At 55.5% G+C, this 16,335-nt stretch carries 15 protein-coding genes; 14 read left to right on the forward strand and 1 reads right to left on the reverse strand.

Annotated elements, in window-relative coordinates:
• The first annotated feature begins 53 nt into the window (after positions 1-53).
• The 11 genes from ACLPGZ_RS12985 (at position 54) to ACLPGZ_RS13035 (ending at position 10,367) form a co-directional block, all read left to right on the forward strand.
• Complete coding sequence (locus ACLPGZ_RS12985) at positions 54-341, forward strand: accessory factor UbiK family protein (protein WP_088452778.1); 288 nt, start codon at positions 54-56, stop codon at positions 339-341.
• Positions 342-428: 87 nt separating this feature from the next.
• On the forward strand, positions 429-1,583 hold the full coding sequence (locus ACLPGZ_RS12990; RefSeq protein ID WP_266108686.1) for an MFS transporter: 1,155 nt from the start codon (positions 429-431) through the stop codon (positions 1,581-1,583).
• Between the two features lie 161 nt (positions 1,584-1,744).
• The gene (locus ACLPGZ_RS12995; RefSeq protein WP_429641448.1) at positions 1,745-2,353 is read left to right on the forward strand and encodes a pentapeptide repeat-containing protein; all 609 of its coding nucleotides are present in this window, start codon (positions 1,745-1,747) and stop codon (positions 2,351-2,353) included.
• Positions 2,354-2,460: 107 nt separating this feature from the next.
• Positions 2,461-3,984 carry a YifB family Mg chelatase-like AAA ATPase gene (locus ACLPGZ_RS13000; RefSeq protein ID WP_429641450.1) on the forward strand — a complete coding sequence of 508 codons (1,524 nt, stop codon included), beginning with the start codon at positions 2,461-2,463 and terminating at the stop codon, positions 3,982-3,984.
• Positions 3,985-4,521: 537 nt separating this feature from the next.
• Positions 4,522-4,719, forward strand: coding sequence for a 50S ribosomal protein L35 (rpmI, locus tag ACLPGZ_RS13005; RefSeq protein ID WP_003800367.1), 198 nt, complete (start codon positions 4,522-4,524; stop codon positions 4,717-4,719).
• Positions 4,720-4,735: 16 nt separating this feature from the next.
• On the forward strand, positions 4,736-5,095 hold the full coding sequence (gene rplT / locus ACLPGZ_RS13010) for a 50S ribosomal protein L20 (protein ID WP_009454390.1): 360 nt from the start codon (positions 4,736-4,738) through the stop codon (positions 5,093-5,095).
• Positions 5,096-5,165: 70 nt separating this feature from the next.
• A complete protein-coding gene (gene pheS / locus ACLPGZ_RS13015) occupies positions 5,166-6,188 on the forward strand; it encodes a phenylalanine--tRNA ligase subunit alpha (protein WP_009454388.1) in 1,023 nt (340 codons plus the stop codon).
• Between the two features lie 77 nt (positions 6,189-6,265).
• Complete coding sequence (pheT, locus tag ACLPGZ_RS13020) at positions 6,266-8,671, forward strand: phenylalanine--tRNA ligase subunit beta (protein ID WP_083053589.1); 2,406 nt, start codon at positions 6,266-6,268, stop codon at positions 8,669-8,671.
• A gap of 9 nt (positions 8,672-8,680) precedes the next feature.
• Positions 8,681-9,004, forward strand: coding sequence for an integration host factor subunit alpha (locus ACLPGZ_RS13025; RefSeq protein ID WP_009454385.1), 324 nt, complete (start codon positions 8,681-8,683; stop codon positions 9,002-9,004).
• Between the two features lie 77 nt (positions 9,005-9,081).
• Complete coding sequence (locus tag ACLPGZ_RS13030) at positions 9,082-9,486, forward strand: MerR family transcriptional regulator (RefSeq protein ID WP_003800357.1); 405 nt, start codon at positions 9,082-9,084, stop codon at positions 9,484-9,486.
• 68 nt (positions 9,487-9,554) lie between these two features.
• The gene (locus ACLPGZ_RS13035; RefSeq protein WP_429641451.1) at positions 9,555-10,367 is read left to right on the forward strand and encodes a ferritin-like domain-containing protein; all 813 of its coding nucleotides are present in this window, start codon (positions 9,555-9,557) and stop codon (positions 10,365-10,367) included.
• Here the strand turns inward: ACLPGZ_RS13035 and ACLPGZ_RS13040 are convergent.
• A complete protein-coding gene (locus ACLPGZ_RS13040) occupies positions 10,342-12,054 on the reverse strand; it encodes an anti-sigma factor domain-containing protein (protein WP_429641453.1) in 1,713 nt (570 codons plus the stop codon). The two genes, ACLPGZ_RS13035 and ACLPGZ_RS13040, sit on opposite strands and share 26 nt — an antisense overlap.
• Positions 12,055-12,540: 486 nt before the next feature.
• On the opposite strand from ACLPGZ_RS13040, the gene ACLPGZ_RS13045 reads away from it, so the two are divergent.
• The 3 genes from ACLPGZ_RS13045 to sufB are packed head-to-tail and all read left to right on the forward strand — an operon-like array spanning position 12,541 to position 16,322.
• Entirely contained in the window at positions 12,541-14,322 is a 1,782-nt protein-coding gene (locus ACLPGZ_RS13045; protein ID WP_052159216.1) for an ABCB family ABC transporter ATP-binding protein/permease, read from the forward strand.
• A gap of 60 nt (positions 14,323-14,382) precedes the next feature.
• Positions 14,383-14,877, forward strand: coding sequence for an SUF system Fe-S cluster assembly regulator (locus tag ACLPGZ_RS13050; protein ID WP_003800349.1), 495 nt, complete (start codon positions 14,383-14,385; stop codon positions 14,875-14,877).
• Positions 14,874-16,322 carry a Fe-S cluster assembly protein SufB gene (gene sufB, locus ACLPGZ_RS13055; protein WP_009454374.1) on the forward strand — a complete coding sequence of 483 codons (1,449 nt, stop codon included), beginning with the start codon at positions 14,874-14,876 and terminating at the stop codon, positions 16,320-16,322. Before ACLPGZ_RS13050 ends, sufB begins: the two co-directional genes overlap by 4 nt.
• Positions 16,323-16,335 lie beyond the last annotated feature (13 nt).

Here is a 16,335-nt window from a genome sequence, read left to right on the forward strand (position 1 = left end):
GGCACCCGCTTTTTCTATACTGCTGGTAGTGTCAATATTTTCAGGAGAGGACCATGATTAATCGAAGCGAATGGCTGGAAGATCTGCAAAAAAACGTCTCGGAGCTGATCGCCAAAAGTCCGGCTGCCGATATTGAGCGCAATGTAAAAGCCTTTATGGGTCAGGCCTTCAACCGTATGGACCTGGTTACTCGTGAAGAGTTTGATACCTACAAGCTGATGCTGGAACGCGCACTGGCTCGTGTGGCGGCTCTGGAAACACGTTTGCAAGCTTTGGAAGGGCGGCAAACTCCTGTTCCTCAAGAGGGTGACACCTCTGCTCAAGAGGGCAGCCAAGGCTGATCACTTCATTTGAATACGGTCACCAGGCCTGGGGACAAACAATCGGCCAGCCCCTTTTTTATTGCTGTCTTTCTTGTCTTGACCGGGGTGTGCGCCGCACTGCATGTGTGGAAAGTACCCCCGGCTTTGCCTTTTATGCAGCGCGAACTGGGCATGGACCTGGTGCAGTCAGGTTTTCTGCTTGCCAGTGTGCAAATGGCCGGGATGTTGCTGGGGCTATGCATAGGCCTGATCTCCGAGAAAATTGGTCTGCGTCGCTGCATTTTGACGGGGCTGGGTATTTTGAGTCTGGCCTCGTTAATCGGCTCCTTGTTTGAACATAGCACGCTGGTGTTGCTGGGCCGCATGATAGAAGGCTGTGGCTTTCTGATGGTGGTGCTGCCCATTCCGGCCTTGATCAAACGCATTACCGATACGGCACGGTTGAGCCGAGTCATGGGTTTATGGGGCTGTTATATGCCCGCCGGGGCGGTCTTGATGCTGTGGGCTGGTGCTGCCTGGTTGGCAGTCGGCTCCTGGCGTACCTTGTGGGTGGTTCTGGGTATCTTGACGGCCATCTTCATGATTTTGACCTTCCTTCTGGTGCCACCGGATTCTCAGACTCAAACCAGGAGTGCGGCGCAGCATACCTCTGCTCACCGTTGGTCCAGTCTGCTACGCACGACTTTACGCTCCGGCCGGGTTTGGTTGCTGGCTTTGGCCTTTGGTGTGTACGCGGCACAATGGGCGGCAGTCGTGGGCTTCATGCCCACTATTTACAATCAGGCGCAGATAGCAGTCGGCACTGCCGGTTTGCTGACAGCCTTGATTGCTGCTGGGAATGTCGTAGGTAATCTGGGGGCAGGGCGCTGTTTGCATGCCGGTATCCCACCTCATAGGCTGCTGCAGGCAGGCTACTTGGGCATGATCGCATGTGCGGTCCTTGCGTTTGGGCTGACACAAAGCTTGGTGGTTCAATTTGTCGCTATCCTGCTGTTTTCGATTGTGGGCGGCTTGATTCCAGCTACCTTGTTCTTCCTGTCGGTCACGGCAGCACCTTCGCCGGAGACCACCTCGACCTCGGTGGGCTGGGTACAGCAATGTTCTTCACTAGGCCAGTTTGTGGGCCCCCCTGTTGTGGCGTCGGTTGTACATGCGTTGGGTGGATGGCAGTGGGCTTGGGTCGCGACGGTTAGTTTTGCCGTTTTGGGTTTGATCATTGCCTGGCGCTTGTCGCATTTGGGTCTGCCCAATGGTCGTTAGGCCTTGCTCAGATCAGTACCGGATTAGATGAAACAGATCATGAAAGAGCCAGCTCAATAAAGCTGGCTCAGTTTTTTGGAAGGGAAAGTTGCATGCTCGTCAGTAATGTCCAGATCACAAGAGATGAGTTAGTTAATCTTTTGGCCGCCTCCCATGAGTCTTTGAGTTTCGAGAACTGCAGTTTTGATGATGAGGATCTGTCGGGTCTGGAGCTGGATAGTTCGCAGTTTTCGGGCTGCAGCTTTTTGAATACCCGATTGATACGGGCACATTTGCAAGACACGATCTGGCTGCGTTGCAAGTTGGGTCAAGCAGATTTCAGCTTGGCAGATCTCAGTTCGGCGCGTTTTAGTGCTTGTGATCTGCACTTGAGCAAGTGGGTACGCACTCACATTGCTTCCTTGCAGATCGAGGATTCCAAGTTGAGCGGGGCAATCTTCAATGAAACCCGTGGCTTGGACCTGAGCCTGCGTGAGTGCAAGTTGGTCGGTGCCACCTTGCGCGCCATTAATTTCCGCAAGCAAAATCTGGTGCAACTGGATTTCTCCGATGCGGACTTGGGCGGCTGCAATTTTCATGATGCCGTATTTGACGGCGGCAGCTTGAGGGGTGCCAGCTTGCGAGGGGTGAACTTCAAAGGGGCGGATCTGCGCAGTGTGGAGTTGGGCAGCATTACCTTGTACGACTTGAATAACTCGTTCCAAGGAGCTTGCCTGTCCGTGGAGCAGGCAGTTCAACTGGTCAGCTCCATGGGGGTGCAGGTTCAGTAAGACCCTGGGACCGTACAAGTACGCAGTGATGTTTTAAGGCAGGCATCTGGAGCTTATTTCTCCCGACGGGCAGACTGAATGTTTGCCTTGGAAAGGGAGAAGGGCATATGTCCTTGGCCGTGTTGAACAGTTGTGCCTTGTCGGGTCTGGATTTTATCGACGTGCGTGTCGAGGCGCACGTGGCTCCTGGATTGCCAGCCTTTCATATTGTTGGTTTGCCCGATGCTGGTATTCGTGAAAGCCGTGAGCGCATACGGGCTGCCTTGCAGGCCAGTGGCTTTGATTTTCCCGCTGCCCGATTGACAATCAATTTGGCTCCTGCCGATTTGCCCAAGGATTCGGGACGCTTTGACTTACCCGTGGCTTTGGCAATTTTGCTGGCAAGCGGCCAACTCAGTCGTCCAGACGACAAGCAACGTGAGCAGGCCATCACAGGTCTGGACCGCTATGTCATGGCCGGAGAGTTGTCTTTGACCGGGGCAGTGGTTCCGGTTCAAAGCGCCTTGACGATAGCCTTGGGTATGGCGCGTCGGCATCCGGAGCTTTGTTTGCTTTTGCCTGCGCAGAGTGCAGAAATGGCGGCCCATGTTCCTGACCTGCAGGTCTACGGGGTTGCCAGTTTGGCAGAGGCGGCGGGGTATCTGCGAGGGGATAAGGAGCTGGAACCCGCATTGGCCAGGCCGTGGCCAGAAGAGTGGAATGATGGCCCACAACTTTGCTTGTCGGACGTGCTGGGGCAGCCTTTGGCTTGCCGTGCTTTGGAAGTGGCCGCTGCGGGTGGCCATAGCCTTTTGTTAAATGGCTCGCCGGGTGTGGGCAAGACCATGCTGGCTCAACGTCTGCCGGGTCTATTGCCAGACCTGGAGCGATACGCTCAGCTGGAAGTAGCCGCCTTGTATTCCTTTGTGCAGGAACAGGATTTTTTCAGCAGGCGACCCCCTTTTCGTGCCCCACATCATAGTGTGTCTACTCCTGCCTTGATTGGAGGTGGTAGCCGCCCAAGACCGGGGGAGGTTTCGCTGGCTCATCATGGCGTACTGTTTCTGGATGAGTTGCCTGAGTTCAGTCGGCGTTCACTGGAGGCGTTGCGCGAACCGCTGGAGCAGGGCTGCGTGCATATTTCTCGTGCCCAGAAGCAAGCGGTTTTTCCGGCGCAGTTTCAGTTTGTGGCTGCCATGAACCCATGTCCCTGTGGCTGGGCGGCGAGCCGTCATCGGGCGTGTCGGTGTTCTCCTGCTCAACGGGAGCTGTATCGGCAGCGCCTATCGGGGCCGATGCTGGACAGGATTGATCTTTTGGTGACCTTAAGCGAGTCCGAACCGGAGCGTGATCAAGCAGCGCAGGCATCCAGTCAGGTCAGGCTGCGGGTACAGGAGGCGATTGAGAGGCAGTTGGCACGTCAGACAGTACGAAATGCTCGTCTGTCAGTGGCTGGTTTGAAAGAACATGGGTGCTTGTCTGCGGAGGCCTTGCAGCTACTGGCCAGTGCACGCAAGCGCTGGCATTGGTCAGAGCGAGTGCAGGGTAGGGTCTTGCGGGTAGCGCGGACAATTGCTGACCTGGCCGGAGTAGAGCAGATTGCCAGACCTCATATCGCGGAAGCATTGCAGTTCCGGCCTGAATTGCCGTGAATCGAGGTAAGAAGAAGGCGGGTGTCGCTACTAGGTGTGGCAGGATTGGGCTGGCTGCAGGCTGAGGGCGACAGGCGCCATGACTTTCATGGTGGGCCTGTGTGTCGTTCGCCTGGACTGTCAGCCTACGTATGAAATTGAGCGCCTTCGCCTGATAGGGGGCGAGTACTATGGTGTTATCGGCTACCAGTAAGATAGGGGAGCCGATGCTTTCACCTATCCTATTGATAACTTGCTGCCTGATCTTGACATGGCTAGGCTCGAAGATTGACCAGATCATACGCGCTGGAGGGTATCCAAACGGGGCCACGGTTTCTTGTGTTCCTGATTGGCTGGCGAACAACGCCATAACTGCAAAAAATCCCTTTGATATCTGGACAATCCTTCAGGAATCACCCTATAATCAAGAGCTTTTCCCCTGTTTGGATCTGTTCTGGCGGCGGGCAAAGAAAAAAATAAGTGCCTGTTTTGGGTCATACAAGTGTCCGCCAGCTTCCTAGGCGACCACCCGCAGACACAAATTAGTCGAGTAATTTCATGCCTAAAATGAAAACCAAAAAAAGCGCTTCCAAGCGCTTTGTGGTTCGTGGTAGCGGTTCCATCAAGCGGGGCCAAGCGTTCAAGCGTCACATTCTGACCAAGAAGACGACCAAGAACAAACGTCAGTTGCGCGGTGCCGTCGAGGTTCATAAAGCCGACGTCGCTTCCGTAAAAGCAATGATGCCTTTCGCTTGATTAGGGAGAATCGAACATGTCACGAGTAAAACGCGGTGTTAACGCACGCGCACGCCACAAGAAAGTAATTGCCCAGGCCAAAGGTTTTCGCGGCCGTCGCGGTAATGTATTCCGTATAGCCAAACAGGCTGTCATGAAGGCAGGTCAGTACGCCTACCGTGACCGCCGTAACAAGAAACGTGTATTCCGCTCGCTGTGGATTACCCGTATCAACGCAGCTTGCCGCGAACTGGATATGAGCTACAGCCAGTTTATCGCCGGCCTGAACAAAGCCTCCATCGCTTTGGACCGTAAGGTTCTGGCTGACTTGGCTGTTAAAGACAAGGCAGGTTTTGCTGCTGTTGTTGCACAGGCTAAGAACGCTCTGGCTGCTTAAGCGGTATCTGACTGTATAGTTCACAAACGGGGCCTTTGGGGCTCCGTTTGTTTTTGGAAAGTAACACGCCATGACTTCCTCCCACGACGATCTGATTGCCCAGGCTCGGGCCTTATTTGAGCAGTCTCAGGACGCCGCTTCGCTGGAAAACGCTAAAGCTCGATTTTTGGGCAAACAAGGTGCCATCACTGCCTTGATGAAAGGCCTTGCCCAGATGGAGCCGGAGCAGAAAAAAGCAGCCGGTGCCAGCATCAACGTGCTCAAGCGCGAAATTGAAGATCTGCTGAACGATCGTCGTGCTGCCCTGGCGGCAGAACAATTGAACCAGCGACTGGCTCAAGAACAAATTGATGTGACGTTGCCCGGCCGTGGTCGTGGCACCGGTGGTATCCACCCGGTGATCCAGACCTGGCAGCGTGTTGAAGCCATTTTCCGCTCTATCGGTTTCGATGTGGCTGACGGCCCTGAAATCGAAAATGACTGGACAAATTTTACCGCTCTGAACAATCCAGAGAATCATCCGGCTCGTTCGATGCAAGACACGTTCTATATCGATATGAACGACGAGCAGGGTTTGCCCTATTTGCTGCGCACGCACACCAGTCCCATGCAGGTGCGTTATGCACGCATGAACAAGGCCCCTATCAAGGTTATTGCTCCCGGCCGCACCTATCGTGTCGATAGTGATGCCACCCACTCGCCCATGTTCCACCAGGTGGAAGGGCTGTGGATTGCCGAGGATATTTCCTTTGCCGATCTGAAAGGCGTTTACACGAACTTTCTGCGCGCCTTCTTTGAAAGCGACGATCTGGTCGTGCGCTTTCGACCTTCTTTCTTCCCCTTTACCGAGCCATCCGCCGAGATTGACATGATGTTCTCCTCCGGCCCCAACAAGGGCCGTTGGCTGGAGATCTCCGGCTCCGGGCAGGTTCACCCGCAAGTGGTGCGCAATTTCGGTTTGGACCCAGAGCGTTACATCGGTTTCGCCTTTGGTTCCGGACTGGAGCGCCTGACTATGTTGCGCTATGGTGTTAACGATTTGCGCCAGTTCTTTGAAGGCGATCTGCGCTTTCTGAAGCAGTTCAATCGTTGATTCCTACTTCGCGCCGCTGGGCCTTTTAGGCCCGGTCGGTTCCGGTATACGCCGTTTTACGTCTCCATCTTTGCATCATGTTATTTTCCGAATCGTGGCTGCGCCGCTTTGTGAATCCCAAACTGGGAACTGAAGAACTGGGTCATCAACTGACGATGGCTGGCTTGGAGGTTGAAGAAATTCAAGCTGCTGCGCCTGCTTTTGAGCATGTTGTCGTTGGCTTCATCGCTGAAATTGCCCCCCATCCCGACGCTGACCGCCTGCGCGTTTGCCAGGTCGATGACGGCTCGGGCAAGCTGCTGCAGATTGTGTGCGGTGCGCCCAATGCGGCTCAAGGCATCAAGATCCCGGTCGCCCGTGTTGGCGCAGAGCTGCCCGGTGGCATGAAAATCGGCCCGGTCAAAATGCGTGGCGTGGAGTCCGCCGGCATGTTGTGCTCGGGTCGCGAGTTGGGTCTGTCGCAAGATCACGATGGTTTGCTGGTGCTGGATGCAGACGCGCCGGTAGGCCAAAGCCTGCGTGAACTGCTGGATCTGGACGACCAGATTATCGAATTGAAATTGACGCCTAACCGTGCGGACTGCCTGTCCGTGCTGGGCGTGGCGCGTGAAGTGGCCGCTCTGACGGGCGAACCACTGACACTGCCAGACTTCACACCTGTTCCTGTCACGATTGAAGATCGCGTTTCCGTTACCGTGAAAGACGCTGATCTGTGCGGCCGTTTTGCCGGCCGTGTGATTCGTGGCGTCAATGCGCGTGCAAAAACCCCGGACTGGATGAAAACCCGTCTGGAGCGCAGCGGCCAGCGTTCGATCTCTGCTTTGGTGGACATCTCCAATTACGTCATGCTGGAACTGGGCCGTCCTACGCACGTGTTCGATTTGCAGCACGTACAGTCTGGTCTGGAAGTGCGTTGGGCACGTAAAGGCGAACAACTGGAGCTGCTGAGCGGTTTGAACGTCGAGCTGGATACCGATGTGGGTGTGATCGCGGTTAACGATGTGCCGCAAAGCATGGCCGGTATCATGGGCGGCGAACAAAGTGCCGTCACACTGGATACGACGGATGTGTATCTGGAAGGCGCTTTCTGGTGGCCAGAAGCCATCATGGGCCGTGCCCGTCGCTACAAGTTTTCTTCCGACGCCAGCCACCGTTTCGAGCGTGGCGTGGACTTCGACTCCATTACCCAGCATCTGGAACGCACCACAGCGCTGATCCTGGAAATCTGCGGCGGCCAAGCGGGTCCTATGGATGACCAGGTTGTGGCCTTGCCCGAGCGCAAGCCCGTTGCCATGCGCCTGGATCGTTGCCGCCGTGTTCTGGGTATTCCTCTGGATCAAAAGCAGGTGGAGAGCATCTTCACCTTGTTGGGCCTGGACTTCTCGGTGGCTGACGAAGTCTTTACGGTCAATCCTCCCAGCTTCCGTTTCGATTTGACGATTGAAGAAGACCTGATCGAGGAAGTTGCCCGTATCTACGGTTTTGAAAATATTCCTGATCTGCCTCCGGTCGCTGCTGCACAAATGCGTGTGCCAGTCGAGTCCTTGCGTGGTCCGCACGCCTTGCGCGCTGTATTGGCCGCCCAGGACTACCAGGAAGTGATCAACTTCTCCTTTGTGCAAGAGTCCTGGGAAAAAGATATTAACGGACAGGCTGACCCTATCCGTTTGTTGAACCCCATTGCCAGCCAGTTGGCGGTGATGCGTACCAGCCTGATTCCGGGTCTGCTGGCCAATATTGAACGCAACGCCAACCGCCGTCAGTCGCGCGTGCGTGTGTTCGAGTTTGGCCGCGTCTTCATGCGCGATGCCTCTCAAGAAAATGGTCCGTTGACCGTGGCCGGTATCCATCAGCCCAACCGCATTGCGGCCGCAGCCTGGGGCCCTGTTGTGACCGAGCAGTGGGGACAGCCCGATCGTCTTGTCGACTTCTTTGACGTCAAGCGCGATCTGGAAACCTTGCTGGGCCAACGTGCTGCTCAAGTCCGTTTCGAGCCTGAAGCTCACCCGGCCTTGCACCCAGGCCGTAGCGCCAGTGTGAAACTGGATGGTAAAACCATAGGCTGGATCGGTGAAATCCATCCTCAGTGGTTGAGCGAATTTGGCTTGAATCAAGCGCCGGTCGTCTTTGAGGTGGACGTTGATGCCATCTCTCACGACGAAGTGGTACACGCTCAGGAAGTATCCAAGCAACCCGTTGTGCAACGAGATCTAGCGGTTTGGCTGGATAAGGACGTATCCTATCAAGCTGTGCTGGATACACTGAACCAGGTGCGTAGCACGGCAGCGCAAGCGGCTATCGTCAAAGATATTCAGTTGTTTGACGTCTGGCGCGACAAGAACGATGCATCGGAAAAGAGTCTGGCGATTCGATTCTGGCTGCAAGACAGCGCAAGCACGCTGGACGATGAACGCGTCGAGCAATGCCTGGAAGCATTGTTGGCGGCACTGGTGTCTGCGCATGGCGCACGGGCACGAGCATAAGGAGACACAATGAACGTAGAGCGTACTCTGACCAAGGCAGATCTGGCTGAACTCTTGTTTGAACGTGTTGGCTTGAATAAACGCGAAGCCAAAGATATTGTGGATACTTTCTTTGCAGAGATCCGCGATTCCCTGGCCGATGGTGTCGAGGTCAAGTTGTCCGGTTTTGGTAATTTCCAGGTTCGGGACAAACCCCCGCGTCCTGGTCGCAACCCCAAAACGGGTGAAGTCATCCCGATTTCGGCGCGACGCGTGGTGACATTCCACGCCAGTCAGAAGCTCAAAAGTGTAGTCGAAGGGGCGCCAGTGGCGCCCGAGGATGACCAGGACTGAAGCCTGGTACGTTTGCGTACAGTTTTGCCTGACTGAACGTGTAAAATCACTCCTATTGTCGATGAGCATCAGTGGCCATGAGCACAAACGAAAAGACGGCGACCTTGCCACCTATCCCTGCCAAGCGATATTTCACCATCGGTGAAGTCAGCGAGCTTTGCTTGGTCAAGCCCCACGTCCTGCGTTATTGGGAGCAGGAGTTTACGCAGTTAAAGCCCGTCAAGCGACGCGGTAACCGACGTTATTACCAGCACCATGAGGTGCTGCTGATACGCCGGATTCGCGGTTTGCTGTACGACGAAGGCTTTACGATCAGTGGTGCGCGCAATCGTCTGGGCGATGGTCCGGATATGCCTTTTGACCAGGAAGCCGCTGTGCGTCTGACCGGTCAGGAGATGCAGGCCTTGCGCACCAACTTGGGTCAGATCCAGGCAATGCTGGATCAAGCCTTGGCAATGACGGATCCTGGCTCGGCTCAGTAATCCGGGGTTGCTAAGCAGGAACGAAGGTCGGCCTTGGTGCCGGCCTTTTTTCATGGAAGGGATTAGCAGTGAACTTACGTAGTCAGGCTCTACAGGCCTTGTTAGTACAAGAGCCGGCTGCCAAGCTGGCAGCAGTACGAGCAATTGCCCATGGCTTGCCCGTAGGGGCAGATGAGCATTTGGAAGAGCCGCCCGGCGTACCGGGACGGCCCGAGGGTTTGCGTTTTGTGAGCCCTCAGCATGTGCCCAAGCGGTCCGTGCGTACGCCCCAGGGGCGAGCAGCCTTATTGCATTCCTTGGCTCATATCGAGTTCAATGCCATCAATCTGGCCTTGGATGTGTTGTGGCGTTATCCCGGTTTGCCCGACGCATTCTATGCAGGCTGGTTACAGGTGGCGGTGGAGGAGGCTTTGCACTTTGAGCTGCTGAGCGATCATCTTCAAACGCTGGGTGTCCGCTATGGGGATTTGCCTGTCCATGACGGCTTGTGGGAGATGGCAGAGCGAACACGCTTTGATCTGCTGGCGCGTATGGCTTTGGTGCCGCGTACTCTGGAAGCACGGGGGCTGGATGCCAGCCCCCTGGTGCATAAGAAGTTGCTGGATGCTGGTGATGAAAAAGCCGCCGCGATTATTGCCATCATCTTGCGCGATGAGGTCGGGCACGTAGCGTTGGGAAATTACTGGTATCGCAAAGTCTGCCAGGAACAAGGCTTGCCTGATTTTGCTACGTATGGCGAGTTGGCGCAGCGTTATCGCGCACCGCGTTTGCGCGGCCCCTTTAATCGCGAAGCCCGCCTGGAGGCGGGCTTCACTGCCGAGGAAATCGACGAGCTGGAACGGCTGGATGCCGCTTTTAAGAGCGGGTTGCCGACGAGCTAGCCTCCGTGTTGGGCTTGGGCAGGTTATCCAGCTGCCCAAAGCTCACAATGCGACCAATATACAGAACGGGGCCTTCCGGTGCACCACTATTGGAGCCGCCTTCGGTTTCCAGCGTCATCTCAAATATCTGCTCATCTTCCACGGTGCCGATCAAAGCCGCGGGTACGGTGATGGGGCGATTAGGATCAATCAAACCCAATGAACGAACTTGCGTGCCGCGTGGTGTGTGTGTCCACAGCTGTACTGACTGCGTTGCTTTGACTTCGGTACTGACCTTGGGCACCAGCAGGACATTGCCTTGTGGGTCTACTGTTGCAATCCAGGCCGGAGTAGAGGATTGGCCTGGGGCCTGCAGGATGGCTGCCTGACGTGGCTTCATCTCAATGACGTTGACAGGTGGTTCCGAGTTCATGTTCATGAGCAGGGCAATCACCAGGCCCAGAATCACGACCGCAGCCAAGCCGCCCCACAAAACAGGCATGGGCATGGCAAAGCCACGGGACTTGCGTTCGCCATCAACAGGTTCGGGTTTGCGTTTTTTCTCTACCGGGGCTGACTCAGGCTCGCTTTTGGCGGGCTTTTTCTTGTCGGCGACCTTGGCTGGTGCTGTCGGCGCTGCTTCGGCTGTGACAGCAGCTGCTTTGGTAGCTGGGTCGGAGTCTGCACGCAGTAAGGTGGGGAAGGGCGGTGTGTGATCGTCAGCCTTGTCGTTCGAACTGTTGACGGACCAGCGAGGCTCAGTGCGAGTGGCAGCTTCCGCTTTAGTGGCTTGGTCTGCCGAAGTACTGGTCTTGATACTGGGTTCCTGGCGCTCCGCTTTGTTAACTGGAGCGCTTGTGCTGGCGTTGCCAGTGCTTTCCGATTTGGGGACTTCAGCAGCCGGACTGCTTGTGTTCCCAGCCTGACGACGTGCAGCTGGCGGAGGCAAGCCCAGGGTATGGTGAATATGAGCCAGGCTGGTGGGGGCAGGCACTGTTGGGGTCAGGCAGTCCACCAGCTCCAGCCACGCTTGCTCCCAAGCCAATGCCAGACGCGCTGCCTGATCATTTTGCTGCATCAGGGTGTGGGCTTGGACCAGTTCATGCTGGCTGAGTAGCCCCAAGGTATATTCGCCAATCATCACTGCATGGCGTGGATCGTTGGCGTTGCCTTCATTGATCAGGGGAGTGAGCTGTTGCAAGCCATGTTGGACCACAGCGCGCAATTGTGCGGGGGAGCGGTTCAGCTGAGGGCCCAACTGTTCGTAACTATTGCCGTGCAGATAGGCATGGATCATGGCGCGTTGGCTGGTGCCATCCAGCTTGCCCATGGCAGGGATGAAACGCTGGCCGGCTTGCGGCTTGATGGCAGGCAGGGCGTAATTGCTATCGCCGCTTTGCGCGCGTTGACGCAGGCGAGCCAGTAGCCTGAACCGCAGAATGCTGTAAATCCAGGCGCGCCCTTCGCCTAAATCGGGGTCATAGCCGGCAGCGTTCTTCCATAACAAAACAAAGCTATCGCGCAGAACCTCTTCGGCATCAATGCGGCGGCCCAATACGGCCTGGCCCAAAGCCAGCATCAAGGGGGCTTCCTGGTCGTACAGCACATCCAGCGCCTGGCTGTCCTGTGCGGCTAACTGGTCCAGGGAAGAAGAATACGAAAAAGAAGAAGACGGCATGGATGGATTTTGCACAGTAAAGGGATTCATGAGCCAGATGTCCGGTATCAGGCGCTATTTTTACTCTGTCTGCGCCTGTTTCAGACAAGCAGGTATTGTATGCCTTTCGCTGAAGGCTTGAAGGTAACAAAGTGCTGGATTGCCAGCATTTTCTTTGCAGTGACAAGCCGTGAATTTCCCGATTTTCAGTACTGAATGCCGGGTGCTCTGGTCCATTGTTTTCGCGACTGTGGTTTGCAGGCCAATAATCAGCCAAACAAGCACGCCGACGACAGGGTCTTGGCAGGGATAAGCTGTGCACAAGGCTATACTTATTAGTTATGTGCTGCCTGGCGGTTTTTGATTATTGCTCAGGCAAAGAGCGTCATTTCTGTATTCGCATCAAGGACATAGCAGGGACCTGCCTGCCAGTGGAAAGCATAGCCTGCTTGTCCTGCCTTGATTTCAGCGTTGTGCTGCAACTTATTTTTAAGCTGTCCGCGGTTCTTCGGCTTTGTGCTGTGGGACACGGACCTATTGCGTGTGCCTCCTCGTCCTGAAGTGCTTGATGGTGTCTCCGGTGGTCTGAGCACCCTGAAATCCTTATTTCCTTACGTTTGGCGATTCAAGACTCGCGTGGTCTTGGCTTTGTCCTGTTTGTTGCTGGCGAAAGTCGCCACAGTAATGATGCCGATCTACCTGAAGCAGGTAATCGATGCGCTGAGCCTGCCCGCTACCGCGTTGATGCTGCCGGTGGCAGCCTTGTTGGGCTATGGCGCAGTACGTTTAGCTTCCAGCGCTTTTGGTGAAATACGGGATGCCCTGTTTGCGCGAGTCACGCAAGGGTCGGTGCGGCTGATTGCGAACCACGTCTTTCGGCACCTGCTGGATCTGTCCTTGCGCTTTCATACCGAACGCCAGACAGGTGGCTTGAGCCGGGATATTGAACGGGGCACCAAAGGCGTTAGCTTTCTGCTGAATTTCCTGGTCTTCAATATTTTGCCAACCTTGCTGGAAATAGCTCTGGTCTGTGGCATCTTGCTCTGGCGATACGACTGGGCCTTCGCGGCGGTGACCTTGGGGACGATTGCGGCCTATATTGTGTTCACCTTGCTGGTGACTGAGCGGCGCATGCGTTATCGGCGAGCCATGAACGACTTGGACAGTCGTGCCAACTCTCGCGCGATTGATGCCTTGCTCAATTACGAGACAGTCAAATACTTCGGTAACGAGGATTACGAGATCAATCGCTACGATCAGAATATGGGCCAGTGGGTCCAGGCTGCCGTGCGTAATCAGGTATCGCTGAACCTGCTCAATATTGGCCAGGCCTCGATTATCAGTGTTGGGGTGACGGCCTTGCTGTTCATGTCGGCGCAAGGTGTGCTGGCCGGAACCATGACGGTGGGTGACGTTGTGCTGGTGTCTGCCTTCCTGACTCAGCTTTATGCGCCTTTGAACTTTCTGGGTTTTGTTTACCGCGAAATCAAGAATTCACTGGCTGATATGGAGCGCCTGTTCTCCTTGTTGCGTCGCAAGCAAGAGGTGAAAGATGCGCCGGATGCTCAGGTCTTGTCCTGTGAGCAGGCGGGTGTGCGTTTCGAGAACGTCAGCTTTGCCTATGACAGCCGTCGCAAAGTCATTCAAAACCTGAGTTTCGAGATTCCCGCCGGCAAGACGGTAGCGGTGGTGGGTTCTTCGGGCGCAGGCAAATCCACCTTGTCGCGTCTTTTGTTTCGTTTCTACGATGTGACGGAAGGCCGCATCCTGTTCAATGAGCGCGAGCTGCGCGAATGGACGCAAGAGAGCTTGCGCCGTCATATCGGTATCGTTCCCCAGGATACGGTCCTGTTCAACGATACGATTTTGCACAATATTGCGTATGGCCGTCCTGAGGCCAGTAAAGAGCAGATCGTGGCAGCAGCACGGGCCGCCAGTATCCACGACTTCATCGAAAGCTTGCCCGATGGTTACGAGACCATCGTGGGTGAACGCGGCTTGAAGTTGTCCGGGGGCGAAAAGCAGCGCGTGGCTATTGCCCGTACCTTGCTGAAGAACCCGCCGGTGCTGATTCTGGACGAAGCTACCAGTGCGCTGGACACACGTACGGAACGGGCGATTCAGGCGGAGTTGAACGAGATTGCCCGCGACCGCACCACCTTGATCATTGCTCACCGTCTATCCACGATTACGGACGCGGATTTGATTCTGGTTCTGGAGCGCGGACAGATCGTGGAGCAGGGCACGCACAGCGAGCTTTTAGCCCTGGATGGCGCCTATGCCCGGATGTGGAATATCCAGCAAAGTCTGGAGGGATAATTTGACCATATAGTACCAAAGCGGTACTATATGGCTCTACGACCTGTTCAGAGAGAAGGAATGCTGCGAATCAGTAAAATCATTGATTACGGCACTTTGGTGCTGACACACATGGCTGGAGATCCAGACCGTGTGTTCAGTGCGTCTGACTTGGCCGCCATCCTGGGTTTGGGCCAACCGACTGTCAGCAAGGTGCTTAAACTGCTGGGCCAGCACGAGCTGGTCATCAGCAGCCGAGGCGCACGCGGAGGGTATGTGTTGGGCCGCCCCGCCAAACAGATAAGTGTAGCGCAGATTATTGATGCACTGGAAGATCAGCCCTTTGGCTTGACTGAATGTGTAGCTACTCCTGGAGCCTGTTCCGTGGAGTCAGATTGCCATATACGCAGTAATTGGCAGCGTATCAACGATATTGTCCGACGCACCTTGGAAGAGGTCAGTGTTGCAGACATGATACGCGTGCCCGTTAACGAATTTCCCCTGACACACAAGCCGGGTCCCGAATTGAAAAACAGAAACAAGGCGAACACCTCCAACGTGGAGTTAACCGAATGAGTACCGTCAACGAACATCTGGACACCTTCCTCGATCGTGATTACGAGGCAGGCTTTGTCACCGACATCGAGTCTGAAACCATACCGAAAGGTCTGAACGAAGACGTCATCCGTTTCCTGTCCGCGAAAAAACGCGAACCGGAGTTCATGCTGGAATGGCGCCTGGCTGCTTACCGCCAGTGGCTGACCATGAAGTATCCCAAGTGGTCGATTGTGGAATATCCACCTATCGACTTCCAGGACATCAGCTACTACTCCGCGCCCAAGAGCAAGGCCGACGGCCCCAAGAGCCTGGACGAGGTGGATCCTGAATTGCTGCGCACCTATGAAAAACTGGGTGTGCCTTTGCACGAGCGCGCGCGTCTGGCCGGTGTGGCGGTTGACGCCGTGTTTGACTCGGTCTCGGTGGCCACCACCTTCCGCAAAGAGCTGGAAGAAGTGGGCGTGATCTTCTGTTCCTTTTCCGAGGCCGTGCGTGAATATCCGGAACTGGTGAAAAAGTATCTGGGTACGGTTGTCCCTCCTAGCGACAACTTCTACGCCGCCCTGAACTCGGCCGTGTTCTCCGATGGCTCCTTTGTGTTCATCCCCAAAGGCGTACGCTGTCCGATGGAGCTGTCCACCTACTTCCGCATCAATGCCCGCGACACTGGTCAGTTCGAGCGCACCTTGATTATTGCGGAAGAGGGCGCTTCGGTCAGCTATCTGGAAGGCTGTACGGCGCCGATGCGCGATGAAAACCAGTTGCACGCAGCGGTCGTGGAACTGGTCGCCTTGGACGACGCCAAGATCAAGTACTCCACCGTGCAAAACTGGTACCCCGGCGATAAAGACGGCGTAGGCGGTATTTACAACTTCGTCACCAAGCGTGGCGAATGCCGTGGCGCACGTTCGCACATCTCCTGGACGCAGGTTGAAACTGGCTCGGCCATCACCTGGAAATACCCCAGCGTGGTGCTGCGCGGCGATGATTCCCAAGGCGAGTTCTACTCGGTCGCCCTGAGCAACCACCGCCAGCAAGCCGATACCGGCACCAAAATGATTCATATGGGTCGCAATACCCGCAGCACGATTATCTCCAAGGGGATTTCGGCGGGCCAAGGTATCAATACCTATCGCGGCCTGGTTCGTATTACCCCCAAGGCAGAAAACGCCCGCAATTACACCCAGTGTGATTCGCTGCTGATCGGCAAGCGCTGTGCTGCACACACCTTCCCAACCATGGAAGTGCAGAACCCCAGCGCCAGTGTGGAACATGAAGCAACCGCTTCGCGCATTGGCGAGGACCAGCTCTTTTACGCCATGCAGCGCGGCCTGACTGCCGAAGATGCCGTCTCCATGATCGTGAACGGCTTTTGTAAAGAAGTGATTAAAGAATTGCCCATGGAGTTTGCGGTCGAAGCACAGAATTTGCTCGGCGTCAGCTTGGAAGGCAGTGTAGGTTAAGGAGAATAATGAA

This window comes from Alcaligenes sp. Me129, from assembly GCF_050487245.1.
GTDB lineage: Bacteria > Pseudomonadota > Gammaproteobacteria > Burkholderiales > Burkholderiaceae_B > Alcaligenes > Alcaligenes phenolicus.

What these genes read in the sequence shown, in the direction of transcription:
- ACLPGZ_RS12985 (WP_088452778.1), top strand. Translation starts at nt 54, where the DNA reads ATGATTAATCGAAGCGAATGGCTGGAAGATCTGCAAAAAAACGTCTCG.
- ACLPGZ_RS13000 (WP_429641450.1), top strand. Translation starts at nt 2,461, where the DNA reads ATGTCCTTGGCCGTGTTGAACAGTTGTGCCTTGTCGGGTCTGGATTTT.
- rpmI (WP_003800367.1), top strand. Translation starts at nt 4,522, where the DNA reads ATGCCTAAAATGAAAACCAAAAAAAGCGCTTCCAAGCGCTTTGTGGTT.
- rplT (WP_009454390.1), top strand. Translation starts at nt 4,736, where the DNA reads ATGTCACGAGTAAAACGCGGTGTTAACGCACGCGCACGCCACAAGAAA.
- pheS (WP_009454388.1), top strand. Translation starts at nt 5,166, where the DNA reads ATGACTTCCTCCCACGACGATCTGATTGCCCAGGCTCGGGCCTTATTT.
- pheT (WP_083053589.1), top strand. Translation starts at nt 6,266, where the DNA reads ATGTTATTTTCCGAATCGTGGCTGCGCCGCTTTGTGAATCCCAAACTG.
- ACLPGZ_RS13025 (WP_009454385.1), top strand. Translation starts at nt 8,681, where the DNA reads ATGAACGTAGAGCGTACTCTGACCAAGGCAGATCTGGCTGAACTCTTG.
- ACLPGZ_RS13030 (WP_003800357.1), top strand. Translation starts at nt 9,082, where the DNA reads ATGAGCACAAACGAAAAGACGGCGACCTTGCCACCTATCCCTGCCAAG.
- ACLPGZ_RS13040 (WP_429641453.1), bottom strand. Translation starts at nt 12,054, where the DNA reads ATGAATCCCTTTACTGTGCAAAATCCATCCATGCCGTCTTCTTCTTTT.
- ACLPGZ_RS13050 (WP_003800349.1), top strand. Translation starts at nt 14,383, where the DNA reads ATGCTGCGAATCAGTAAAATCATTGATTACGGCACTTTGGTGCTGACA.
- sufB (WP_009454374.1), top strand. Translation starts at nt 14,874, where the DNA reads ATGAGTACCGTCAACGAACATCTGGACACCTTCCTCGATCGTGATTAC.